General features: G+C 64.4%; 15 protein-coding genes. 13 read left to right on the top strand and 2 right to left on the bottom strand.

The genetic code is table 11. The annotated features are described in order from the left end of the window. Positions 1–202 precede the first annotated feature (202 nt). Positions 203–937 carry an SDR family oxidoreductase gene (locus HUI96_RS16170; protein WP_188255702.1) on the top strand — a complete coding sequence of 245 codons (735 nt, stop codon included), beginning with the start codon at positions 203–205 and terminating at the stop codon, positions 935–937. A gap of 20 nt (positions 938–957) precedes the next feature. Continuing rightward, positions 958–1,803 (top strand): fumarylacetoacetate hydrolase family protein, encoded by an 846-nt coding sequence (locus tag HUI96_RS16165; RefSeq protein WP_188255701.1) that lies wholly within the window; start codon positions 958–960, stop codon positions 1,801–1,803. Between the two features lie 235 nt (positions 1,804–2,038). Here the strand turns inward: HUI96_RS16165 and HUI96_RS16160 are convergent, their stop codons facing one another. Further along, positions 2,039–3,196, bottom strand: coding sequence for a fumarylacetoacetate hydrolase family protein (locus tag HUI96_RS16160; RefSeq protein WP_188255700.1), 1,158 nt, complete (start codon positions 3,194–3,196; stop codon positions 2,039–2,041). Positions 3,197–3,367: 171 nt separating this feature from the next. Here HUI96_RS16160 and HUI96_RS16155 point away from each other — a divergent pair, with 171 nt between their 5' ends. From HUI96_RS16155 to HUI96_RS16130, 6 genes are all read left to right on the top strand, one after another. Next, positions 3,368–5,002 carry a N,N-dimethylformamidase beta subunit family domain-containing protein gene (locus HUI96_RS16155; protein WP_188255699.1) on the top strand — a complete coding sequence of 545 codons (1,635 nt, stop codon included), beginning with the start codon at positions 3,368–3,370 and terminating at the stop codon, positions 5,000–5,002. A gap of 64 nt (positions 5,003–5,066) precedes the next feature. Then, positions 5,067–6,422 carry an aspartate aminotransferase family protein gene (locus HUI96_RS16150; protein WP_188255698.1) on the top strand — a complete coding sequence of 452 codons (1,356 nt, stop codon included), beginning with the start codon at positions 5,067–5,069 and terminating at the stop codon, positions 6,420–6,422. A gap of 5 nt (positions 6,423–6,427) precedes the next feature. Further along, on the top strand, positions 6,428–7,369 hold the full coding sequence (locus tag HUI96_RS16145; protein WP_188255697.1) for a 3-keto-5-aminohexanoate cleavage protein: 942 nt from the start codon (positions 6,428–6,430) through the stop codon (positions 7,367–7,369). A gap of 237 nt (positions 7,370–7,606) precedes the next feature. Beyond that, positions 7,607–8,131: a GNAT family N-acetyltransferase gene (locus HUI96_RS16140; RefSeq protein WP_188255696.1), complete on the top strand. Its 525-nt coding sequence runs from the start codon at positions 7,607–7,609 to the stop codon at positions 8,129–8,131. A gap of 11 nt (positions 8,132–8,142) precedes the next feature. Beyond that, positions 8,143–9,171: a histone deacetylase family protein gene (locus HUI96_RS16135; protein ID WP_188255695.1), complete on the top strand. Its 1,029-nt coding sequence runs from the start codon at positions 8,143–8,145 to the stop codon at positions 9,169–9,171. A 316-nt stretch (positions 9,172–9,487) separates the two neighbouring features. After that, positions 9,488–12,136: a caspase family protein gene (locus HUI96_RS16130; RefSeq protein ID WP_188255694.1), complete on the top strand. Its 2,649-nt coding sequence runs from the start codon at positions 9,488–9,490 to the stop codon at positions 12,134–12,136. Between the two features lie 645 nt (positions 12,137–12,781). Here HUI96_RS16130 and HUI96_RS16125 read toward each other — a convergent pair. After that, positions 12,782–14,224: a caspase family protein gene (locus HUI96_RS16125; RefSeq protein WP_188255693.1), complete on the bottom strand. Its 1,443-nt coding sequence runs from the start codon at positions 14,222–14,224 to the stop codon at positions 12,782–12,784. Positions 14,225–14,597: 373 nt separating this feature from the next. Here HUI96_RS16125 and HUI96_RS16120 point away from each other — a divergent pair, with 373 nt between their 5' ends. From HUI96_RS16120 to tssM, 5 genes are all read left to right on the top strand, one after another. Then, positions 14,598–18,767: a beta strand repeat-containing protein gene (locus HUI96_RS16120; RefSeq protein ID WP_188255692.1), complete on the top strand. Its 4,170-nt coding sequence runs from the start codon at positions 14,598–14,600 to the stop codon at positions 18,765–18,767. 1 nt (position 18,768) lies between these two features. Next, entirely contained in the window at positions 18,769–19,296 is a 528-nt protein-coding gene (locus HUI96_RS16115) for an invasion associated locus B family protein (RefSeq protein ID WP_188255691.1), read from the top strand. Positions 19,297–19,520: 224 nt separating this feature from the next. Beyond that, positions 19,521–20,852, top strand: a complete 1,332-nt coding sequence (tssK, locus tag HUI96_RS16110; RefSeq protein ID WP_188255842.1) for a type VI secretion system baseplate subunit TssK — start codon at positions 19,521–19,523, stop codon at positions 20,850–20,852. Then, positions 20,849–22,477, top strand: coding sequence for a type VI secretion system protein TssL, long form (tssL, locus tag HUI96_RS16105; RefSeq protein ID WP_188255690.1), 1,629 nt, complete (start codon positions 20,849–20,851; stop codon positions 22,475–22,477). Before tssK ends, tssL begins: the two co-directional genes overlap by 4 nt. A gap of 42 nt (positions 22,478–22,519) precedes the next feature. Beyond that, positions 22,520–26,131, top strand: a complete 3,612-nt coding sequence (tssM, locus tag HUI96_RS16100) for a type VI secretion system membrane subunit TssM (RefSeq protein WP_188255689.1) — start codon at positions 22,520–22,522, stop codon at positions 26,129–26,131.

Raw genomic sequence — 26,131 nt, 5'->3', positions numbered from 1 at the left:
TCGCACTCGGGAAGGGAGTTATCTAGCGCATGGTTCGATCTGCCGCTACCGCCAACAATGCCGCGCGGAAGATCGCCCTCGTTCATGAACCCGCGAGCATACCCACCGATCGACATCGCGGAGGCGGTTCCTCCATGCTATGGCAGGGATGATGCCGCGGCTGCACCACGCCAGGTACTACAAAAGTGGGGAGGGCTCATTCATGAAGGACACACTCGAGGGCAAGACCGTTCTGGTCACGGCCGCGGCCCAGGGCATCGGCAGGGCGAGCGCTCTCGCCTTCGCAAGAGCAGGCGCGATGGTCTACGCCACCGACATCAACGAAGCCGAACTGGCGAAGCTCCGCGGCCAGGAAGGGGTCGCCACCCGCCGGCTGGACGTGCTCGACGATGCAGCCGTGAACGCTCTCGTCGCCGAGATCGGCCGTGTCGACGTGCTGTTCAATTGTGCTGGCTACGTTCATTCAGGGTCGATCCTCGAAATGAAGGATTCCGACCTGGATTTCGCCTTCGACCTCAACGTGCGGGCGATGGTGCGCACCATCCGAGCGGTGCTGCCCGGCATGCTGGAGCGCGGCGAGGGATCGATCATCAACATGGCTTCGGTCGCTTCAAGCACCAAGGGAGTGCCCAACCGCTTCGCCTACGGCGTCACCAAGGCCGCTGTGATCGGCCTGACCAAGTCTGTCGCCGCCGACTATGTCGCGCAGGGCATCCGCTGCAATGCCATCTGCCCGGGCACCGTCGACAGCCCGTCGCTGCAGGACCGGCTGCGTGCGCAAGGGGACTACGAAGCCGCTCGCGCTGCCTTCGTGGCGCGCCAGCCGATCGGGCGCATCGGAACTGCCGAGGAAATTGCCGATCTTGCCGTCTATCTGGCGGGCGCGACCTACACGACCGGCCAAGCCTATGCCATAGACGGCGGCTGGACGATCTGAGGTCAATTGGGAGAAGTTTGATGAAGTTTGTTCGCTTTGGAGAGGCGGGTCAGGAAAAGCCGGGCTTGATCGATGCCACCGGAAAGTTGCGCGATCTCTCCGCTCACGTGGGGGATCTGTCCGGCAAGACGCTGGATCCCGCTGCGCTCGCCGATCTCGCCAGGATCGACACGTCCAGCCTGCCCGCAGTTTCCGGCAATCCACGCCTGGGGCCCTGCGTCGCCGGGACCAGCAAGTACATCTGCATCGGGCTCAACTACTCCGACCATGCCGCTGAGACCGGCGCCACCGTGCCACCGGAACCGATCATCTTCATGAAGGCGAACTCGGCCATCGTCGGCCCGGACGACGACGTCATCATCCCGCGCGGATCGCAGAAGACCGACTGGGAGGTCGAACTCGGTATCGTCATCGGCCGCAAGGCGAAATACGTCACCGAGGACGAGGCGCTGGACTATGTTGCCGGCTACTGCGTCTGCCACGACGTGTCGGAGCGCGCCTTCCAGACCGAGCGGCATGGCCAGTGGACCAAGGGCAAGAGCTGCGACACCTTCGGCCCGACCGGCCCTTGGCTGGTGACAAAGGACGAGGTGCCGGATCCGCAGAACCTGCCCATGTGGCTCAAGGTCAATGGCGAGACCATGCAGAACGGCTCGACCAAGACCATGGTCTACGGCGTGAAGTATCTGGTGTCCTATCTCAGCCAGTTCATGTCGCTGCTTCCCGGCGACGTCATCTCCACCGGCACTCCGCCCGGCGTCGGCATGGGCATGAAGCCTCCGCGCTACCTCAAGGCCGGCGACGTGGTCGAACTCGGCATCGAGGGGTTGGGCACGCAGAAGCAGCGCTTCGTCGCGGACGAGTGAGATTTGTAGGTCATAGTTCCTATTTGAGAGGCCGGTAAGTTGGGGCTACCCGAAGCATCCCAACACCGGCCTCACTTCGATTCGTCCAGTTCTCCCCTTGCCGGGCCTCTCGGCCGACGCTTGTTTCTACCTCGGCTTTGCGGTTTCGAGTACGAGGCCTGGCGAAGCCAAAGGCTTGCGCCAAGAAGGGGGCTTTGAGACGGCCTACAACGTGGGCACCCGTAACCAGATCTGGCTAAATCAACCCCGCCTTCGCCAAATCCCGCATCAAATGGCTGGCCCCGTATGTCCACGGAGCGCATTCGGTCGAAAGCTGGACGCGGTTCACTAGGGCGCCGAGCTTCTCGGTCGAGATCGTCACCATGTCGCCGATTTTGTGGGTAAAGCCCTTGCCGGCCTCGCCGCGATCCTTCGAGGGGGCGAACATCGTGCCGAGATAGAGGGCGATGCCATCCGGGTATTGGTGGTGCGCGCCGATGGTCGCGGCGACCAGTTCCTCCGGCGAGCGGCTGATCTCACTCATCGAGCTTGAGCCCTCGAGCAGAAAGCCATCCTCGCCTTCCACCCTGAGCCGCACCTCTGCGGTCTTCACGTCCTCGATCGAGAAGGTCCTGTCGAACAGGCGGATGAAGGGGCCGAGGGCAGCCGAAGCATTGTTGTCCTTCGCCTTGCCGAGCAGCAGCGCCGAGCGGCCCTCGACGTCGCGCAGGTTGACGTCGTTGCCGAGCGCGGCGCCGACGATCCGCCCCTTGCTGGAGGCGATCACCGCGACCTCAGGCTCGGGATTGTTCCAGGTCGAGATCGGATGCAGCCCGACATCCGCGCCAAAGCCGACGGAGGCCATCGGCTGGCATTTGGTGAAGATCTCGGCGTCCGGCCCGATACCGACTTCCAGATATTGCGACCAGGCGCCCCGCTCGATCAGCTTCTGCTTGATCTCCATGGCTTCCGGAGAGCCGGGCTTCAGCTTGGAGAGGTCGTGGCCGATCAGTTTTGCAATGTCGGCGCGGATCCCTTCCGCCTTGTCGGGATTGCCGCGGGCCTGCTCCTCAATGACGCGCTCCAGCAGGCTGAGGACAAAGGTCACGCCGGAGGCCTTCACCGCCTGCAAGTCGACTGGCGAAAGCAGGAACGGTTTTGAGCCATCGCGCCGCGCATCAAAACTGTTCTCGGCGATCTCGCCGAGCGTGCAGATCGGGCGGCCCTCGGCTGAGGCAACATAAGCCGCTGGATCGTCCATCTCGCAGATGTCGCGAACCGTCGGCGCGGCCTTTGAGGTGATGTCCATGATATGGTCGTCGCGAACCGTGACGACCAGCGGATGAGCGCGATCGGCGACGCGGGCGCGTCCTACGAATGTGCCGTCCGAAGGCAGCCTCATCAAATCGGCCATGGATCTCCTCCCCTTCTGCCCGGCTTCCTCGGCCAGCGGAACATGTTACGCGTTTTCTGCCGCCTCGCGAGCCTGGACCAAGAAAGACAGGCGATTGTCCCCTGTCCAGCGCTTGACCGAACCAGGCGCCTGCCGATCATACGCGCTGCATATCCGAGCGACGGTCACCTCATGTCCAGCCTGCCCACCGAGTATCCCGACTTCGGCCTGACGCCGGAGCAGCGCCGCGAGGCGGTCTACGGGCACTACTATGAATATCCGGGCATGGACGGAGAGCGCGGCGAGATCTGGTGCTACACCGACCGCTTCTCCTATCGCCCCGGCGATACTGCGATCCTGTTCGTAAGCTCCACCGCGCCGAACTTCGACATGAAACTCGAGCGCGACGGGGCGGAACTGGTCGAGGTCCTTGCCCGTTCCGGCATCGCCGCGCGCTGGCAGGATACGCCCGACCAATGCTCGGTCGAGGGGTGCGGTTGGTCCGCCACCTTCGAGCTCAGGATAGACGAGGCCTGGCGCTCCGGCGCGTACCGCATGACGCTCAGCGCCGAAGGTCGCGACGGAAGACCGATCGTCTGCCATCACCTCTTCATCGTGCGGCCGAAACTGGGCGCCGGCGACGGCCGCCGCCTGATCCACATCGCGGCCACCGGCACTTGGACGGCCTACAACACCTGGGGCGGCTCCAACCACTACCAGGGCATCACCGGGCCGAACCGCGACCAGTTCGCGACCACCGTCAGCATCGAGCGGCCGTGGTGCCGCGGCTTCGTGATGCTGCCGCCTGACGCCCCGCGCGTTCCACTGGAAGTCGCGCTGCCGCCACTCGCCGCTCCGCGCTATCCGCACATGGAATGGGCTTATGCCACCGGCCATTGCAAGAAATACGCTTCGTCGGGCTGGGCGAGCTATGACGGCCCGTTCTTCCGCTGGGCCGAACGGCAGGGCTACGAAATCGATCTCGCCACCCAGCACGAGCTGCATTTCGAGCCCGAGATCCTGGACGGCTACGGCTGCGCCGCGTTCGTCGGCCATGACGAATACTGGACCTGGGAGATGCGCGACGCGGTCGACCGCTATGTCGAGCGGGGAGGGCGCGCTGCCCGGTTCGCCGGCAATTTCCTCTGGCAGACGCGGCTCGAGGATGGGGGCCGCAGGCAGGTCTGCTACAAGTACCGGGCACGAGCCGAGGACCCGGTCTATGGCAGCGCCGACAAGAGCCGCACCACCAATGCCTGGGAGGCGCCGGAGGTCGGCCGGCCGGGCGCCCAGACGTTCGGGCTGAATTCCACCTCAGGCGTGTATGCCGGCTGGGGTGGCTGCACGCCGCGCGGCGCGCGCGGCTTTCCGATCTACCGCCCCGAGCACTGGGCGTTTCGCGGCACCGGCCTCTACTACGGCGACATCCTCGGGCAGGAGAGCCATATCTACGGCTACGAGGTCGACGGGCTGGATTTTACCCTTCGTAACGGCCTGCCGGAGCCGACAGGCGTGGGCTCGCCGCCGGACGGGCTGCAAATCCTGGCTGTGGGCATGGCCTCGCTCATCGAAGAAAATCCTGATGTGCCGACGGGCTGGCTCAACAACGAGGACGCCGTCTTCACCGCCGAGACGCTGTATGGCGAGGCGACGTCCGAGACGATCGACAAGGTCAAGCGTGGCAATGGCATGATCGTGAACTTCCCGAAGGGGAAAGGCGAGGTCTTCCACGCCGGCACATGCGAGTGGGTCGCCGGCCTGCTGCGGCAGGACGCGATGGTGGAGATCGTCACGCGCAATGTGCTGGACCGGTATTTGCAAGCATAACTGCCAGTGACTCGCAGCGATTGTTCACGCTACGAAGCACTCGGACACAAATTCTGGAAGCTCCATGGACCAGCAATCAGCTCACCGTCCCTCAAACCTCTTCTATCTCTCCAGACTTCGCCGGCCGGTGGTCGACCGCGCCGAGGGCATCTATCTCTGGACGAAGGACGGCCGGCGCTTCATCGACGGCTCCAGCGGTCCGATCGCCGTCAATCTCGGCTACAGCAATCCGGCGGTGATCGAGGCTATGAAGCGGCAGATGGAGCGCACCACCTTCGCCTACCGCCTGCACTTCGAGAACGAGCCGGCGGAAGAGCTGGCCACCGCGCTGGCCGAGAAACTCGGTTATCTCGACCGCATCTTCTTCGTCTCCGGCGGTTCGGAGGCGGTGGAATCCTGCATCAAGCTGGCGCGGCAATGGGCCGTCGCCACCGGCCAGCCGGGCCGCTGGAAGGTGATTGCGCGCATGCCCTCCTATCACGGCGGCACCTACGGCTCGCTCGCCGTTACCGGCGATGGGCTGCTGACTGACACCTTCTCCGACCAGATGCGGGTGATGCCGACCGTGCCCGCGCCCACGGCCTACCGCGACCGCGACAACCTCTCGCTGGAGGAGCGCGGCCTCCGCTATGCGGACATGCTGGAAGAGCGGATCCTGGCGGAGGGCCCGGAGACGGTGCTCGCCTTCATCATGGAGCCGATCGGCGGTGCAGCGACCGGCGCCCTGGTCGCGCCCGACAGCTATTACGGCCGCATCCGCCAGATCTGCGACCGCTACGGGATCCTTTTGATCCACGACGAGGTGATGAGCGGCGTCGGACGCACGGGCAAATTCCTGGGCGGCGACCACTGGAACTGCCGGCCGGACATCATCTCGCTGTCGAAGGGCATCGGCTCCGGCTATGTGCCGCTCGGCGCGCTGGCGGCACCCGAGCGGATCGTGAAGCCGGTGCTCGACATGGGCGGCTTCCAGCACGGGCACACCTATGCCGGCAATCCGCTTGCCTGCGCCGCGGGCCTTGCCATCCTGCAGGAGATGGACCGGCTCGATCTCGTCGACAATGCCGCGAAGATGGGAGACCTGCTTCTGGAAGAGCTTGGCGGGCTCGCAAAACGCTTCCCCTTCATCGGCGATGTGCGCGGCAAAGGGTTGATGGCGGCGATCGAACTGGTCGCCGATTCTCAGACCATGCAGCCCCTGCCGGCAAGCTACCACACCAACCAGAAGATCCTCGATCGCGCCTACGAGCGCGGGCTGATCCTCTATTCGCGGCGGGTCAAGGGCGGCGTCCAGGGCGACTATGTGATGGTCGCGCCGCCGCTGATCGTCACCGCCGACGAAGTCCGCGAGATCGTCTCGATCCTGGGCGATTCGCTCGAGGCGGTCGCCCGCGAACTCGACCTCCCGGTGGCGGGCTGAGCGCGATGACCCAAAGCAAGGGGGGACGGAAGGTCATCATCACCTGCGCGGTGACCGGCTCGGTGCACACGCCGTCCATGTCGCCCTACCTGCCGGTGACGCCCGACCAGATCGCCGAGGAGGCGATCGCCGCTGCCGAGGCGGGCGCGGCGATCCTGCACCTGCATGCGCGCAACCCCGAGGACGGCCGGCCGAGCGCCGATCCGGCAGTGTTCAGGCGCTTCCTGCCGCGCATCAAGCAGGCGACCGATGCGGTGGTGAACATCTCGACCGGCGGCTCCTCACTGATGACGCTCGACGACCGCCTCGCCGCCGCCACGCAGGCGCAGCCCGAGATGTGCTCGCTGAACATGGGCTCGATGAATTTCGGCCTCTTTCCCATGCTCGACCGCCCGCGCGAGTGGAAGCACGCCTGGGAGGCGCAGCTTCTCGAGGCCACCCGGTCGACCCTCTTCAAGAACACGTTTGCCGATATCGAAGGCATTTTGGAGCGCCTTGGGAAGGGCTTCGGCACCCGCTTCGAGTTCGAATGCTACGACGTCGGCCACCTCTATTCGCTCGCGCATTTCCGCGACCGCGGATTGGTGGAAGGGCCCTTCTTCATCCAGTTCGTGCTGGGCATCCTGGGCGGCATCGGCGCCGATCCCGAAAACCTCGACCATATGAAGCGCATCGCCGACAAGCTGTTTGGTGACGACTACCGCTTCTCCGTGCTCGCTGCCGGGCGAGCGCAGATGCCCTTGATCACGATGGCTGCTGCCATGGGCGGCAACGTCCGCGTCGGGCTTGAGGACAGCCTCTATGACGGCCGCGAACTCGCTCGGTCCAACGCCGACCAGGTCCGTCGCATCCGATCGATCCTCGAGAGCCTTTCGCTCGAAGTCGCCACGCCCGCCGAAGCGCGCGAGATGCTGGCGCTGAAGGGAGCGGACAGGGTGGCGTTTTGAACTGGATGTCCCTGCATTGGCAATGACCGCGCCCTACGTTACCCCCCTCTGTCCTGCCGGACATCTCCCCCGCAAGGGGGGAGATCGGCAGCTTCACGCTCGGCCCCTCTCCTGCAACGCTGGCGATTGGCGAAACCAAAGCGGCCGGCTGATCTCCCCTCTTGTGGGGGAGATGTCCGGCAGGACAGAGGGGGGTGTGAAGGGGCGCTGCCTTTCCCATTGGCGGCCACTGTTTCCATGACCAGGCCCGCTCCCACGATAACCCTCCGTCCCGCCGAACCCGCCGACGCACCGCAACTCCACGCCTCGCTGCTCGGCATCGCCCGTGCGGTCGATGGCGTCGCGAAACTCAAGTCCAGCGCGGAGGACCTCGTTCGCTGGGGCTTCGGGCCGGAGCGCCGCTTCGAAGCCGTCATCGCCGAGGTGGACGGCACCTTTGCCGGCATGTGCATCTTCTTCCCGAGTTTTTCGACCTGGCTGGGAAGGCCCGGCGTCTATGTGCAGGATCTTTACGTCGATGACCGCTTTCGCATCCTGGGCGTGGGCCGGAAGCTCTTGCGCCGCGTCGCGGCGATGACACGTGACCGCGGCGGCTGCTATCTGAGACTGTCGGTGGACACCGAAAACCGCGCGGCGCAGGAGTTCTACCAGCGTCTCGACGTCGCCTGGTCGGACAGCGAGCAGATCCACGCCGCCTATGGCGAGGCGTTTCTCAATCTGGCCGCCGCGGACAGCACGCCGGTAGTAGAAACTCGCGGTTGAATGGAGCCGACATGAAAGTCTTCTACGCCGAAGAGCAGAAGCGCCACGACCCCAAGGCGTTCCTGTCGAGCGGGGCGCCGCAACCCAATCCGGAGCAGCCGGAGCGGGTCGAGCGGCTGCTCGCCGGCGCGAAGGCGGCCGGGTGCAACGTGGAGCGACCGCAAAGTTTTGGGCTCGGACCGATCGCGGCGGTGCACACACCGGAATACATCGATTTCCTGGAGCGCATTTACGAGCGCTGGCAGCGGATCGAGGGCGCCTCGGCCGAGGTGATTCCGAACATCCACCCGATCGCCCGCAACGGCACCTACCCGGCCTCGGCGGTCGGACAGGCGGGCTACCATATGGCCGACACCTCCTGCCCGATCTCGGCCGAGACTTTTGACAGCGCCTGCTGGAGCGCTTGGTCGGCTGTTGCCGCAGCGGACGCCGTGCTGGCGGGCGAGCGCGCCGTCTATGCGCTTTGCCGGCCGCCGGGGCACCACGCCTTTGCCGATGTGGCCGGCGGATTCTGCTTCTTCAACAATTCCGCCATTGCCGCGCAACGCCTAAGGAGTCGGGCCGCCCGCGTCGCCATCCTGGACGTCGACCTGCACCACGGCAACGGCACGCAGGGCATCTTCTACCAGCGGCCGGACGTGCTCACCGTCTCCATCCACGCCGACCCGATCCGCTTCTATCCCTTCTTCTGGGGTCATGCGGACGAGCGCGGCGAGGGTCCTGGTCTCGGCTACAATCTCAACCTGCCGCTGCCGCGAAAGAGCGGCGACGAGGCGTTTTTGCAGGCGCTGGAGAGTGGGCTGCGTCGCATCCGCGCCTTTGCGCCGGAGGCGCTGGTGGTGGCACTCGGACTCGATGCCTTCGAGGACGATCCCTTCGGCGGGCTCTCGGTCAGCACGCCGGGCTTTGCCCGCATCGGCGAGGCAATCGCCAGGCTCGGCCCTCCCACGGTGATTGTCCAGGAGGGGGGATATCTGTGCGACGCCCTCGCGGACAATCTGACGTCGTTCCTGACCGGTTTTGGTGGCGCGCTGCGCTGATTGACTGGTTGAACTGGAAACGCCCGAAAGGAACGCGGCGTTTCATGCCCCGCTAGGGAAAGGTGGAAGCGATCATTTTGCTCGTTACGACCAAGTGCTTGCTAGAATAAGGAACGTGCCTGCATCGCCGGAAAAGCTTGGTGAAGATTTCTTCCTGCCTCCCTGCGGGGGCGGCTGCAGTTTTTCCTAAGCGGGCAGAACAAACTAGCCGAATCTTCGCAACACTCTCTTCCGCGGCGCGACACCGCCCTGAATCATCTGTATGTTACCCAGACTGGCCATAGGATTCGGAGTCCGGCCGGACTGAGGTCGTGTGATGGAAGCTGTCTTCGCCCTTTGCAGACCGAGCAACGCGCTTCGTCGTCTCGCTCTGATCATCCTTCTGTCGCTTCCGATATTCGCCTTGGCCGCCGTCGGTGCGCTTGCGGCCCAGGATCATGTGCAAGGCCGGCGCGCGGCGCTCGTGATTGGCAATTCCGCCTATGTGAACCTGCCGAAGTTGCCGAATTCGGTGAACGACGCCAAGCGCATAGGCGAGGTCCTGCGCAACGCCAATTTCGAGGTGACGATCGGCAGCGATCTCACCAAGGCCGGTCTCGAGAAGACCGTGCGCGAGTTCCTGCAGACCCTGAACGACGGCGACGTCGCGCTGTTCTATTACAGCGGACACGCCGTTCAGGTGGCCGACCAGAACTTCATCATTCCCGTCGATGCCAACCTTAGCTCCGCCTACGATCTCGAGGTCGAGAGCTACAACGTCACCAGCCTGCTGGATTACATGCGAGCGACGTCCGGCCTGCAGATCCTGGTGCTGGATGCGTGCCGGGACAATCCCTTCAGGAACGAGTACTACTACCTCGGTGACAGTAAGGTGGATGTCGGCGGCAAGCAGGGATTGGCCTCCCTGACGCCCAAGCAGGGCTCGCTGATCGTCTATTCGACCGCGCCGGACCAGGTCGCCTACGACGGTGGCGGCGATCTCAGCCCATTTGCCGGCGCCTTGGCCGACAACCTGCTCAGCCCCAACAAGGAAGTCCGCGAGATGCTGACACTGGTCCGCAACGCGGTGATGCAAAGGACAGGCGGCCGGCAGGTTCCTTGGGATGTTTCCAGCCTGACCTCGCAGTTCTACTTCGTCTCGGCTCAGGAAGTCCTGATGCTTGGCGAAAGCGTGACCGAGGTGCGGGTCTCCCCGGACGCGACCCGCGTCCGGCTCGACATTCAACCGCCGATCGCCAGCAAGGGGCTGCAACTCACCGCGTCCTTCGAAAAGCTTCCCAAAGCCGGCATGCTGCTTTTGGACGACAAGACGATCCAGCCGAACCAGCCGATCGATGCCCAGCGGATGGGCGATATTGTCTACGTCAGCGATCCCGGGCAGAAGTCGGTCGAGCTTCTCCCTTACAAAATCGAGTCCAATACGGGCCAGAAGGCCAACGGGGCCGTGGCGATCGTCTTCGATCCGGCCATTCCGCAACAGCCCGATACATCCCTGCAGGTCGCCTCCAACGACGACGGCGAGAGCGTCACGAAGGCGGTGCCGATCAATTTGACGCTGAATGCAGACGTCGGGACCGGCTTCAAGCCCGTTCCCGCCCTGGAACTCGGGGCAGGCGGCCGGCCGACCGGCTGGTTCAGGCTGGAGCAGCGCGACCCCTCGGCCCAGGTCGCGGTGGGCGACGAACTTCTGATGTTGGGCGATCTGGTCAAGGCCGAGGACCTTCCGAAGGTGAAGATCCGTCCGGCCATCCATAGGAGCAACGAGGAGGCACAGGTGGTCCTCACGCCGGCGGTGGTCGTACCCGAGTCCAAGCCGGTGGTCATCAAGGTCGAGGCGCAGGTAAATGCCTGCGACGAACTGGCCGCTCAACCGCTGGACATACAGGCCGTCACCGAGGGCGTCCTGCCGAACGATATCGACGTTCCGAAGGCCGAGGCTGCATGTCGGAAGGCTGTCGCCGACTTCCCCGAAATCCCGAGGTTCAAGTTTCAGTACGGTCGCGTCCTATACGCAAAAGGGGAATATCAGACAGCATTGAAGATGCTGCGGGAGGCCCTGGACGGCGGCCATGTTCGGGCCGGACAGATTGTGGCTCGCCTCTATCAACTCGGCGCCGGCGTGGAGCTTGCTCCTGAAAAGGCCATACCGCCCCTTGAGGCGGCGGCGCGACGGGGAGACCCGTACGCACAGCATACTCTTGGGAAGGCGCTCCTGGAGGGTAATGGAGTGAGGCGTGATGTGCGCCGAGGGCTGGAACTGCTCCAAAAGGCAGTTGAGTCCGGCCATACTTACGCATTGAACCAGCTTGGCGGGGAGTACCTCAGCGGCGCTCGGGTGCCGAAGGATGTTGAGCGAGCCTATGTCATATTCGAGAAGTCGGCCGAGCGTGGCGACGTGTGGGGCGCGGTCAATCTCGGGCTGATGTATCGCGACGGCGTGTTCGTGAAGCAGGACAAGCAGCGGGCATATCAGCTCTTCGAAGAGGCCAATCGCAATCTGCACCCCTATGCGGCCACGCTTATGGCCGCGCTGGATAAGCAGGAGGGCCGCAAGGATGAGGCCGGCCTGCTTGCGCTCTATCGGGAAAGCGCCGCCAGGGGCGACGGGTGGGGTGCGTTCTATGCCGCCGAGATCGTGAGCACCCAACCCTCGCTGGCGAAGGACCCGGACGAGGCAATTCGCCTCTATGGACTGGCGGTGGCGCGCAAGTCCGGAAAGGCGTCGGAGGGTGCAAAGGCGCGGCTGAAGGCCGTTCCTGCAGAGCGCCTGGCCCGCGAGTCCCAGAAGGCGCTGGTGCGAATGGGCGCGCAAGGCATCGAGGTCGACGGCAAGCTCGGGCCTAGGGTACGTGCCGCCGCCGCGGAAATCCTTGGCCGCAAGCCGCCCTCGGGCATGCTGGACCTCTATGCCGATCTGGTGCAGCAGGAGTGGATAGCCTCCACCCCGCGTCTGGACATGCTGTGATGCCTATCGAGAAGACGCAGTAAGGGGAGCGATAGAATGCTGAAAATACTGGTTTCGTTGTTGGCGGGCGTCGCGACATGTGCGCTCGCTGCCTGTACGAGAGGCGGACCGTTGCTGCGGACTCAAGATGCGCCCAAGACTAAGGTCGCGCAAACATCCTATTCATCTGGGAGTTCACTATCTCGTTCCGGCTCGAATAGCCGTGGGCGATCAGGCGGGGGCGGCCCCGGCGGAAGTTCCAGTGGTAGCCCTGGCGGAAGCCCTGGGGGTAGTCCCGGCGGAAGCCCTGGGGGAAGTCCGGGCGGCAGTCCTGGCGGGAGCCCGGGAGGGAGTCCCGGCGGCGATCCGGGTGGCCCGGGCGGGGGCGATCCGGGAGGGCCGGGCGGCGACCCTAGCTGGGATTAAGCAAAATTGAGCCGATTCGCACATTGGGCAGCGGCCGCAACGAGATAGAGCCTGATAAGGTTTGATGGCGGCTGATCCAGTCCAGCCGCCATCGAGCCCCTGAGCGTCACTAAAATAGCCAGAGTGCGCCAGAGTTCGTTTGGCCGCGGCCCGACGGGAGAGTGGGCGGCAGTGAATATCCTACAGGCCCGCGGCGTGTTGCGGCAGGCTCCGCCATCCCCGCCTTCCGTCAATTGGTGTTTAAAACACCCCGCCGATGCCGATCCCGGCGCCGATATCGGGTGGCGGGGCAGCCGGCTTGCTGCGTGCTGGGGCACTATTCTTGCCGCCACCGCCGCGTCCTGAAGCCGCCTTGTTCTGTCCTTCACCGCTTACAGTGGCGGTCTTGACCGGCTTCGGCGCGGCCACAGGCTGCCTGCAGATGCGGCCCGAGCGCAGGAAGAGGTCGCTCAGGATTTCCACGTTGGGTTCGAGCCTGTCCTCTTTCTGGCTGGTCCTTCTCAGGTACTCGCCAAGCGCCTTGCGCGAACCGGGGCCCCAGACACCGTCCACAGCCTGGCGGTAGCAGCCGACACGCGAGAGCTCCGTCTGGACGCGGTGGTTGAGGTCGAACGCCGCGCTCTTGTCATCGCCGCGCTTTTCCTTTCCCAATACCAGCAGCGCCTGCAGATCGGAGGCCACGGACTTGCCCGATCCGTCGCCGATTGACAGGCTTGCGACCTGCTGCCCCTGCTCTTGTCCCGGCATCTCGATCGAGCGCACTGCCGGCAGTTCCCTGCCGAGCATGAGAACGGTGCTCTGCAGGTCGCTCTCGGCGGACGCGAGTTGGATCAGCAGCTTCTCCTTCATGTTCGGCACCTCGAGGATGCGGTTCAGCGTGGCGCTGAGTTCGCGCGAGTCGATCACCTGCTGCTCGGTGAAGTAGAACTGCTCGCGCAGGTTGGACTGGTCCCACGGCACCTGGCGCCCGAGCGTCAGGCGCTCCGTCTCGTTGCGCACCCGGATCATCATGTCCGAGACGCTAAGCCCCGGAATTTCCAGGCTCTGCAGAACAGCCGTCGTGAAGGGGCTGTTCGAGCCGGTTCCGTCGACGGTTACATTGCCCGGCTGGGTGGCGAAGGCGACAAAAGTGTTCTCGCCCACTTCGACCTGGGCCAGACCGTTCCCGGAGCCCATCGGGTTGTTGCGGCAGGCGTCCAGGAAGATGAAGGTCTGGCGATCGCGATCGGCGAAGCGCGCGATGACATCGTTGAGCCTGACGGCGCGCTCGGTCAGCTTTTCGACGGACTCCGGGTCAAGCGTGTCGGTGGGCAGGAGGAAATTCTCGCCGTTCAGCTGGATGCCGTGGCCGGCGTAGAAGATGAAAACCGCGCTGTAGTCGCCGAGCCGCCCCTCGTGGCGCCGGAACAGTTGGTCGAGCCCGGCCGCGGTCAGATTGAGCCCGACGTCCACCTCGAAATTCAGCCGCTTGAGCGTCTCTCCGAGTCTCGCCGCGTCGTTGGACGCGTTCGCCAGGTCCTCGTAGCGGGCGCTAACGTAATTCGAGTTGCCGATGACCAGGGCCAGACGCGCCTTGCCCGGTGCAGGGTCCCCCGGACTGGTCGCGGCTGTCGAAGGCGTGATCCAAGCTGAGGTGGCCGAGATCACAAAGAGGATCTTCAGAAGCTGTCTGAAAACGCTCATCGTCAGTCTGCCCATCGAGTCACGGCCTTAGGTCGGTAAGGCGACATATTATTCCATCGCGCCCAAATTGTACATGAATATGACTTTCTAGGTCGCATGCTGAGAGTCAGGCGGCACGCTGCAGTCAAGAAGTGTCGCAACTTATCTAGGGCTTTATCGAGGAGCAGCAGTTTCTGTGTTGACGAACAGCTTAAGGCGAATGCAAGAGGAAAAGTTGCGTTACAACAACAACTGATCGATTCTTGCGGAATCCATGAAGAACGTTTTCTCAATTCCGTTGCAGGTCCTGTATTCATCGATTAGGCATTCTTTGTAGATCAATGAGGACCGGCCGGCGGCTTGGGCGGGCGGTGGATCGGCGATGGGAGGGGGGATGCGCAGGGCGTCTTGGCTAGCGAACCTTGCCGGTGTCTCCGCTCTCGCGCTGGCGGCGGCGGCCCTGCTGCCGAACGGTGAAGCGAGAGCATGCACCGCGACCGCAGACACCACTACGACTTTTCCGGGTGACGGCGAGTCTGCCCTGGTGACCACGAATTTCGTGACCGTCACTTGTGAGGATGAGGACGAATCCTCGCTTTTCGAGACAGCGCACCCCGGTGGGTCCGGCTCCGAATCGACAACGACTTACGAACCCTATGATGGATCCGGCGCCGATTTCCTGTTCGTGGACGGCGGGACAATCAGCAACGAGACTGACTACTCGACGCCGACCGTCTTCAGCGATCCCGACATATTTCTGAACGGCCCCACAGCTACTTTGAACCTGTTGGGAGGAAACGACGTCGCTTACATCAGCGGCGGAAGAATCGACGGGGTGCTCGACACTGGCGATGGCGACGACTTTGTCGATGTGAGCCGCGGCACCCTTGGCGGCATCCAACTCGGTGCCGGCGACGATGAACTAGACCTTAGCGGTGGCACGATACTGGGAGATGTCTTCACCGACGGGGGCGGCGCACAGGGCGCGGATACCGTGCTTATCTCAGGCGGAACGATCGGCGGATCCATATTCACCGGCGGAGGTGATGATGACGTGGTCCTCGGCTTCACCTCCGATGCGGACGAGAATACCGAAGGCGGACCGCTGACGGTGCATGGCGGCACCGTGAATGGTTCGGTTTTCACCGCCGACGGCGCAGACAGCGTCACGCTGGGTTTCGTTGTGGACGACGGCGTCAGTATTGTGAGCGGGCCGATCGACGTGTCGGCAGGCACGATCGAAGGCTCGGTCGAGACCGGCGCGGGCAACGACAGCGTCGTGCTGGGCTTCGTCATCGGGGACAACGTCAGCGTCGACAGCGACTCGATCAACGTTTCCGCCGGCAGCATAGGTGGCGACGTAGACACCGGCGATGGCGACGACACCATCACCTTGGGAGTTATCCTCGGCGATGGCGTCAGCGTCCACAGCGGGACCATCGATGTCTCCCTCGGCAATATCGGCGGCTCGATATTCTCCGGCGCGGGCAGCGACACCATTTCGATCGGAGGCGTGGTCGGCGACTCCAGCGGCATCGTGGCCGATGAGATCAATTTATCCGGCGGCACGATCGGTGGGTCGGTCTTCACCGGAAGCGGCAACGATAGGGTCCAGATCTTCACCGGTGCCGAGATCGGGATCGCCGCGGGGGCGGGGATCATAGACTCTGTCGGCCTGGAGGACGGCGACGACGCCTTCCTGATGCTCGGCGGCACGCTCCACGGTGCCGTCAGTGGCGGCGAAGGCAGCGACACGTTGGCGCTGTCCGGCGGAAGTGTCGGGACCTTCGTCGCCGGAGGCGGCGGGGCCGATACGATCAGCATCTCCGGCACGGTCGAAATCGGCGGCCATGTCACGGCCGAGGACGGCGACGACACGGTTAGCATCAGCGGCGGCGCGATCGGCACCTTCGTGGACCTCGGCAATGGCGATGACAGCATCAGCGTCGCGGGCGGCACCATCGAGCAGTCGGTGTTCGGCGGCGGCGGCGCCGACACGATGATCTTCTCCAGCGGAACGATCGGAGGCTCGGTTGTGACCGACGATGCCGAGTTCCCCCAGGCGAACGACACCGTTAACGTTTCGGGCGGTTCGATCGAGGGGCAGATCTTCACAGGGGGCGGCAATGATTCCGTGACCGTGTCGGGCACTGCCCGGATCGGTTTCGGCAACATCGACCTGGAGTCGGTCGACCTCGGCAATGGCAACGACCTGTTCGCCATTCGTGGCGGAGCCCTCGCATATTCGGTCCGGGCCGGATCGGGCGACGATGCCGTCATGGTGGAGAGCGGCACGATCGGTGGCGGGGTCGAGTTGGAGAATGGTGACGATACTTTTTCGCTGACCGGAGGCTCCATTGCGCTCGACGTGGCGGGCGGAGGCGGAGACGACGCTCTCACGCTGAGCGGCGGTTCCGTTGGAGGCTCCTTGAACGGCGGGCTGGGCGACGACGCAATTGCGATCGGCGGCACCGTCAACATCGCCGGCTCCGTCCTGGGCGAAGGTGGCGACGATCGGGTCGCCGTCTCGGGCGGCGCCATCGAGGGCGGCGTCGATCTGGGCGATGGGATCGACGTCCTGTCGATAACCGACGGCTCCGTGGCGTTGGATGTAAGCGGCGGTGCCGGAGCCGATACGATCGGATTGACCGGAGGGGCGATCGGCGGCTCGGTGGCCGGAGGCGACGGTGCCGATCAGATCACCATCGGCGGTACCGTCGATATCGCCGGTGCCGTCCTCGGCGAGGGCGGCGACGACGTCGTTGCGGTACAGGCCGGAACCATCGGCGGCTCGGTGGTTGGCGGAGGAGGCGACGACCGGGTCACCGTCTCGGGCGGAAGGATCGAAGGCGGCATCCAAGCTGAGACGGTCACCCTGAATGGCGGCAGCATCGGAGGCGACATTACCGGCCTGTCCGACCACACGCTGGTGATCGAGGCTGCCGATCTATCCCTGCGCGACGGCGTCTTGTTCCAGGGCACCGATGTGGTCGGCACGATCACGGGCACTGATCTCGCCAGCCTCGGCAACCAGAACTTCGACGGCTTCACCACGCTCACCCTCGACGGCGCCTCGACGCTCGCCTTCCATGACGGCGCGCAACTGATCGGAGCCCTGTCCGTCCTCGACGGCTCGACCCTGTTTGTCTCCGGCAATTCGACCCTGCGCTCACCTGAAGGCGGACTGGGGACGCTCGTCGTGCAGAATGCCGCGATCAGCATGATCAACAACGATCCGACCGACACCTTCCATGTCGGAACCGTCCAGTTCGACGGCGCCACGATCGGCATCGACGTGAATGCGGATCGCGGCGTCTCGGACCTGATCAAGGCGGCCGGCGGTTTCATCGCGGAGGGCGACAACACCGTCTTCGTGAACCTCGTCGGAACGCCGCAACTGCTCCTTTCGAGCGTCATCCCGATCGCCCCGGTCGAAGGCGAGACGACCCCGGGGAGCGGTGATCCTTCGCCGCTCTTCACGGTGCAGGGCATACCTTCCACGCCAGGTGCGCTGTTCAGTTACCAGGTGATTTCCGGCAGCGACGGCGGGCTCTACCTGCTCGTCACCCCCGAAGATCCGGCGGCGGTGCTACTGCCTCGCGTTGCGATCGACTCCCAGCCGATCAACACGGTCACGGAGGCCGTCTACGATATCCTCAACGAAGCCGTATTCACCAATCTCGGGCTTCTGGTCAGCGGCAATCGTGCCGACGCCGCGCCGAATTTCGGCATCTACGCGTCGGGCCAGGCCGCTCGGGTCAACCACGACGGCTTCCAGGTCTCCGGCGGCGGCTTCTCCGGAACGGGTCCGGGCTTCACGGCAGACGATTTCTCCGTTGCCGCGAGCCTCGAATTCGATGCGGCGCAGTATTTCGGCTTCGACCAGGCCCACGGGCTCGATATCGGCTTCTTCGGCGGCTACACGTCTTCCTCCGTCGACCTCGACGGGACCGACCTCTTCGACAGTTTCGGCTCCGGCGACAACGACAGCGGTTTCGTCGGCGGCTACGGCCTCTACCGCCAGGGCACGAGCTATGGCCTCGTTTCCGTCACCGGCTTCTTCGGCAACACGGACATCAACAATGGCGTGCTGGGATCGAGGGGTGACTACGACACCGCGGGCGTGGCGGTGACGGGCAGCGCCGGGGATATCTACCAGATCGACCAGAATCTCCGGTTCGACTTGCGCGGCGGCTTGCTGGGGGTCTATTTCCAGGGCGACGAGTTCACCGACAGCCTGGGCGTGGACTTCGGCAAGTCCCGCATCTCTTTCGGCGCCCTCAAGTTCGAGCCGGGCATATTCGGCCTTTATCCGCTGGAGAACGGCAAAGTCTTCAGCCCGTACCTGCGCCTCGATCTGCAGCAGCGCTTCGGCTACGAGAACACGGCGAGCGTCCAAGGTACCGAGTTCGAGTTCGACGACGCGGATCTCTCCGCGGCGCTTTCCGGGGGCTTCAACTACCAGCTTTCCAAGGTCACCACGATCAGCGCCGAGGTACGCGGCAAGCTCTCGGAGGACAGCAACACGCTGGCCGGAAAAATCGGATTGAAGGCGAGATTCTGACGTGCCTGGCGCAATTGGACGTGTCGCAGCATTGGCTGCTCGGGCGGTGACCGCCATGGTCCTTGCCGGACTTGTCCTGGGCTGTTCGCAAGCCTCGGCCCAGCAGGACGGCGAGGCCCAGGCTCCGGCCAGGCCGGGGTGGAACCTGAACTGCTCGGGGCCGGCAGGTGATGCTGAACTGACCTGCACGCTCACCCAGAGGCTGGTCCTCAAGGGCAAGGGCCAGCGGGTGCTGACGGCCGTGGTCAATAGCCAGGACGGTAAGCCCGTCCTGAGCCTTGGCCTGCCGCACGGGCTCGACCTGCCGAAGGGAGTCTCGTTGTGGGTGGACGAAGCACCAAGGCAGAGTTTCGAGATCGCGACCGCCGACCAGAAGGGGAGCTACGCAGTCATCGGCCTGGACCACAAACTGCTCGCGGCGCTCAGAAAGGGCAAGCTCCTCAATGTGGCCGTGAAGGCCTACGCCGGGGAGGAGATCATCCTGCAGCTTTCCCTAGAAAGCTTTTCTGCCGGATTTGCCCGACTCTGAGGTCGCAGGCTCTCGTCTAAGTTCTGCGGTCGAGCTGATGTTTCCGGTCTGAGCATTTCAGTCGGAGCTGAAGACGTTTCACCTTGAATCTGTCAAGATTCGTGCGAGTGAAGTAGGATTGTTGCAGAAAACTCGAATGGTTTCATTCTGACAATCACTGGATTACCATAAGATTCTAAGGAAGAATGCCTGACGTAAAAGGCTGCCGGAGACTGGCCGACAAGATGTCATGGTATAGCAAGCTAGCATGGTCTGAGGGCCTTTTCCTACGCCAGCATCACTTCCAGCAGAACGACCGCTATTTTGAACGGCTCCTGGAAAATCGGGTCCGCCAGCTTGGCCCCTATCCTTGGGGATTTTCACAGATCGAGATTGATCGCGACCTCGCCCAGCAGAACAAGTTCGCGCTGAGGCGCGCCAGCGGCGTCTTCCAGGACGGCACGCCCTTCGACATGCCGGGCTCCAGCCCACTTCCAGCGCCCATCGAGGTTCCCGCCGGCGCGGACAAGCAGATCGTCTGGATGGTGCTGCCGGCGGCTGTCGTGAACGGCCGTGAGGTCGACATGGCCGAGGGCACCTCCGGCAGCCGCTACGTGCGCGATATCGAGACGGTGGTGGACTCCTCGGCCGGGATGCATGTCGAGCAGGAGATCGAGGTCGCCCACCCGCGTGTGACCTTCGAGATCCGCAAGACGCCGAAGCCTGGTGCGCATTCGCTCAGGGTCGCGCGCATACTCGAGGTGCGCGACAAGACGATCATCTTCGACGAGACCTTCGCGCCGCCGGTGATCGCCACGCAGGCGCATCCGGTGGTGGCCGGCTGGATCGAGCGGGTGATCGGCTGGATGGACACCAAGCTCGAAACGCTGTCGCGCTACGCCGCCGACCCGAGCTCTGGCGGAGGGCTGCAGACCTTCGACTACTTCATGCTGCAGATGCTGAACCGCGAGATCAATGTGGTGAAGCACATGCGCGCCTCGCAGTTCGTCCATCCGGTAGAATTCTATAAGGAACTCCTGCGCATCTCCGGCGAGCTGTGGACCTTCTCTCCCAAGCGCCTCGCGCCGGAATATGCCGACTACGACCAGGATGCGCTCGATACGGTGTTCGAGCCGGTGCTCTCCGACATCCAGCGCCTGCTCAGCCTCGACATCGGCCGGGCGATCCGCCTCAACCTGGTGGAAAAGGCGCCGAACGCCTTCGTCGCCACCGTCCCGGACAGGGCGCTCTTCCGCAACGCCACCTTCGTCATCGAGGTCGCCGCCAACAAGCCGCTTTCGCAGGTCCAGCAGCAGTTCCCGGCGCTCTGCAAGGTCGGCCCGAACACCAAGATGAACGAGATCGTGCAGACCCACCTTCCGGGCATCGAACTCGTCCACATGCCGACCCCACCGCGGCAGATCCGGGCGATCTCCGATCACGTCTATTTCTACCTGGACAAGTCCTCGATGCTGTGGCCGGAATTCAGCGTCGCGAGCGGCATGGGCCTGCATTTCGCCGGCGACTGGCCGGGCCTCGTGCTCGACCTCTGGGCGATCGTGGAAGACCGTAGATGAGCGGCAAGGACGATCCCTTCGGCTCGGGCGGCAAGACGGTCATCCGTCCCAATCCGGCCAGACGGGTGCGGCCCGATCCGCTTCGTCCGGCGCAGGGACTGCCCGCCGGGACGCCCCCCGGACCGAACGCGCCGCCGCCGGCCTCCAACGCCACCGTCATTGCCTCGCCTTCCTCCTTCGGCGTGCCGACGCCTGCATCAAGCCCGTCCGTCTGGGGTGTGCCGCCCCGCGCGCCTTACCCTGCGCCGAACCCGATGCCGGCCTCACCGATACGGCAGTACGACAGCGGCCGCTACGGCTTGCCGGAATCGGACGACTGGATGCGTTCGGGCCGGGCCAGCGTCTTCTTCCCGGACGCGCAGGCGCCGCAAGCACCCGCCGAGCCTCGCGAAAAAATCCCGCTCGAGGTTGCGCTCAACGCCAGGGACGGCGGCGAATACGCGGCTGCCAACCCGATCACCGCCGCCGCTGCGCCGCTGCTCATTCTCCTCGGCCGGCTGCGGCTTTTGATCGTCGACATGCAGGCCGTGCCGCTGATGAACCATGTGGCGCAGGAGATACGCGCGTTCGAGAACAGGGCAACCGAAGCGGGCGCGGCGCCACAGGACGTGATGGTCGCCAAATACGCGCTCTGCGGCACGGCCGACGACATCGTCCAGAACCTGCCCGGCACCGACAGGCACGTCTGGATGCAGTACTCGATGCTCGCCCAGTTCTTCCAGGTGCGCACCTCGGGTGTCGGCTTCTTCGAGGAGTTGAAGAAGCTGCTTGCCAACCCGGCCGCGCATTACGACCTGCTCGAGCTGATGCACGCCTGCCTGTCGCTGGGCTTCGAAGGGCAGTATCGGGGTGCGGCAGGCGGCGACGTGCAACTGCAGCGCTGGCGTCGCGATGTCTACCAGACGCTACGCCATCTCAAGCCGCGCAATGACGACGACATCTCGCCACGCTGGCAAGGCATGGCAAAGCTGATGCGTGATACCGGCGCGGCGATCCCGATCTGGGCGATCGCCGGCGTGTGCGGGGCAGGCCTGGTCGGCGTCTACCTTTTGTTGCGGTTCATCATCAGCAACGATGGTGACGCGCTCGCCGCGCGGCTGGTGGCGCTCAATCCGGGGGACGCGGTGACGATCGAGCGGGCCGCCTTCGAGCCCTTCAAGGCACCGGATCCCATAAAGCCAACCCAGCTCGAGCGCATACGCGGTGCGCTGGCGGAAGACATCGCTGCCGGCGGCCTCGCAGTCGAGCCGGTCGGCGAGAACATCGTCGTCCAGGTGAACAACTTTCTGCTCTTCGCTTCGGGCAAGGCGGATGTTCGTCCCGAGTTCGAGCCTATCGCCGAGCGCATCGCCTCGGCTCTCGACAAGGAGCCCGGCTCCATTCACGTCATCGGCCACACCGACAATGTGAAACCCAAGGCGTCGAGCCCGTTCAAGTCGAATTTCGACCTGTCGGTGGCGCGCGCCAAGGCGGTCGAAAACGTCCTTGCGCCAAGACTTACCGATGCTGGCCGGATCTCGGTCGAGGGCAAGGGCGAGGACGAGCCCATTGCCGACAACAAGACGCCCGAGGGACGTGCGAAGAACCGTCGGGTCGAAGTCATGATCCCTCGCGCGGAGGAATAGGGCTGTGCGCAGGGGGAAGATTAGGCAGGGCACGGCAGGCGCATGAAGGTCTGGATCTTCAGGATCGCGGTCGCCCTCGGCCTCATGGCCTTCGCGGCCATCATCTGGTTCACCGGCCCTCTGGTCGGCTACGAGGACGTGCGCCCGCTCGAGCCGGTGTGGCTGCGCCTCGCCATCATCGCCATCGTCTTTGCCATCGTCGCCGGCATCTATGGCGTCCGCTACTGGCTGAAGCGCCGCGCCGCCAAGGCGCTCGAAGCCGCACTGGCGGAGAGCGAGGGCAGGCAAGGCGACGCCAAGGCGCTCGGCGAGCGCATGGCCGAAGCGCTCGAGACGCTGAAGCGCGCCAGCGGCAAGCGCAACTATCTCTATGATCTGCCCTGGTACGTCATCATCGGCCCTCCCGGCGCCGGCAAGACAACGGCCCTGGTGAATTCCGGGCTGAAGTTCCCGCTGGCGGGCGCTGACGGCGGCAAGGCCGTCGCCGGTACGGGCGGCACCCGCTACTGCGACTGGTGGTTCACGGAAGAGGCCGTGCTGATCGACACGGCCGGCCGCTACACCACGCAAGATTCCGGCAGCGATCTCGACAAGAAGAGCTGGCTCTCTTTCCTCTCCCTCTTGAAGAGCCATCGCGCCAAGCAGCCGATCAACGGCGTCATCCTGGCGATCAGCGTCGAGGATATTTTGAAGCTCGATGCCGAGCAACTCGCGGAGCACACGACCGCGATCCGTAAGCGCCTGCTTGAATTGCACCAGCAACTCAGGATCGACTTCCCGGTCTATGCGCTCTTCACCAAGGCCGATCTGATCGCCGGCTTCGCGGAATATTTCGGCAGCTTCAACGAGGCGCGCCGCCGAAAAGTCTGGGGAGCCACTTTCCAGACCAAAGACCGCAAGAAGAACATGGTCAGCGAGGTTCCGGCCGAGTTCGATCTTCTGGTACGCCGTCTGACGGAGGAGGTCTCCGACCGCCTGCACGAGGAGCCGGACCCGATCGCGCGCATCGCGATCTTCGGCTTCCCCGCGCAGTTCGCCCTGCTCAAGGATCGCGTGGCGGGCTTCCTCAACCGCATTTTCGAGCCCACCCGTTATCAGGTTAACGCCAATCTGCGCGGCTTCTACTTCTCGTCGGGCACGCAGGAAGGCACGCCGATCGACCAGGTGCTCGGCTCGATCCAGCGCAGCTTCGGAGAGACGGCACATTCCGCCCAGCTTTCCGGGCAGGGTAAAAGCTTCTTCCTGCGCGATCTGCTCACCAAGGTCATCTTTGCCGAGCGCGGCTGGGTTTCCCGCGACATGAGCGCGGTGCGCCGTGCCGCGATCCTGCGCTACGGGACACTCGCGGCTATAGGCTTGATTTCGCTTGGGCTCCTGGGCGCCTGGGGCGTGAGCTTCGCCAGCAACAAGTCGCTGATCGCGGCGACAGACAGCGCGGCCGAACAGTATCGCGTGAACGCGGCAAGCCACCTCAAGAGCAACACGGTTTCCGACGTCGAGCTCTCGAACGTCGCCGGCGTGCTCGACATCCTGCGGACCATGCCCGTCGGCTACGACAACCGCGACCTGCCCACGCCGGTGCGCGAGAGCTTCGGCCTGGCGCAGCGCGGCCGGCTGGTTTCGGCAACCGACACGACCTACCGCCGCGCCTTGGAGCGTATGTTCCGCTCGCGCCTCATCCTGCGGCTGGAGAAGCAGATCGAGGCGGGCATGAACGATCCGCTCGTTCTCTACGAGACGCTGAAGGTCTATCTGATGCTGGGCGGCAAGGCGCCGAAGGTCGACGAGAGCCTCGTCGAGACCTGGATGCGCAAGGACTGGGAAGAGAACCTCTATCCCGGGCCGACCAACCGCCAGCTGCGCCAGGACCTTCTCCTTCACCTCAGGGCCATGCTCCATCTCGGATCGAGCCACCGCCCGACCTTCGAACTGAACGGACCGCTGGTCGAGTCCGCGCAGCGCTCGCTGGCCCGCATGAACATGGCCGACCGGGCCTATGCGCTGATCAAGACGGCGTCCTATGCGGCGCCCATCGAGAACTTCTCGGTGATCAACCGGGGTGGGCCGGACACTGCGCTGGTTTTCGAGACCGTCGACGGCACCGAACTCGACAAGCTCGTGGTGCCGGGTTTCTTCACCTATCCCGGCTTTCACGACTTCTTCATCCCCCAGCTTGCCGCCGTCGCCGAGAAGATCGAGGGCGAGAAATGGGTGATGGGCGAATTTGCCGACCAGAAGGGCATCGAGGAGCAGTTCGGCCAGCTTGGTCCCGTGCTGATCGAGCGCTACGGCAAGGAATTCATCGACGCCTGGAACGGCGTTTTCGACAATCTGAAGTTCAAGTCGATGTCGGCCGACAAGCCGCAATATCTGGCGCTTTCTGCAGCCTCGTCGCCGACATCGCCGATACGCCAGCTGTTCGAGGCAGTGAGCGTGGAGACCCAGCTCACGCGGGAGCCGGGCGAGGGCGAGCTGTCACCCGATCTGCCCGGGAACATTCCGTTGGCCAGCGCGGACGCCAAGGACGCAGCCGCTACGGTGGCCAAATATGCCGCCGACCGCGCCGCCGCACGCACCAGCGGCCTGGCCCGCATCGGCATAGAGCTCGCGATGAAAAAATCGGAGAGCCGGGCCGGCGAGGCCTTCGGTTCAGGCGCGTCCGGTCGCCAGATTCCGGGCGCCAACATCGAGGCACAGTTCCGGCCGTTCCACGAATTGGTGAAGGGCGATGCCGGCAAGCGGCCGATCGATGCGTTGATCCAGAACCTCTACGAGGTGTATCAGAGCCTCGTGCTGGCGGCGACGAACCCCTCGCAGGCAGACCGCGCCAACGCCAACATGCAGATCCAGGTGGTGAACCTGCGCGCAAACGCCTCGCGCCTGCCGCGCCCGGTGGCGAGGATGGTGAACGCGGCGGTCGACGATTTCGAAGGCGACGCGGCCGGCAATTCGCTGGCGCAGCTGAACCAGATGCTGAACAGCACCGTCACCCACGCCTGCGAGTCGGTCATCTCCAATCGCTATCCCTTCGCTAAAAACAGCGAGCGCGACGTGCAGATGCAGGATTTCGCCCGCATCTTTGCGCCGAATGGGGTGATCGACCGCTTCTTCGCCCAGAACCTGGCCCCGATGGCGGACATGTCCGGCGATGAATGGGTCTGGAAGGAGGATACCCGCCTGGGCCGGGAACTGTCCAAGGTGACCCTCAAGGAGTTCCAGCGCGCGGCCCAAATCCGCGACGCCTTCTTCCCCCAGGGAGGGGTCATGCCCGCGGTTAGCCTGACGATCACGCCCTTCTCCCTGCACGGCGAGGCCGACATGGCCCTGCTCAACCTCAATGGCCAGATCGTGCAGAGCACGCAGGTCGGCGGCCTGCCGGTCACCATGCAGTGGCCGGGAAGCATGTCCGGTGGAACGGTGAGCATCGCGCTCACGCCGGACATACCGGGCCGCGTCTCGACCGTGCTGACGGAAGGCGGATGGGCCTTCATGCGTCTCTTGGAGTATGGCTCGGTCTCCAAGACCTCGGACGGGATGCGCGCGCGTTTCGTCATCGGCGGCCGCGACGTCGTCTACACCATCCAGGTGGGATCGGTGGCCAATCCCTTCCTGCTGCCGGAACTGACCCAGTTCTCCTGCCCGACGGGGCTGTGA

This window comes from Pseudaminobacter soli (ex Zhang et al. 2022), assembly GCF_014595955.1.
GTDB lineage: Bacteria > Pseudomonadota > Alphaproteobacteria > Rhizobiales > Rhizobiaceae > Kumtagia > Kumtagia pseudosoli.
This window is presented reverse-complemented; position numbering and strand designations above follow the sequence as displayed.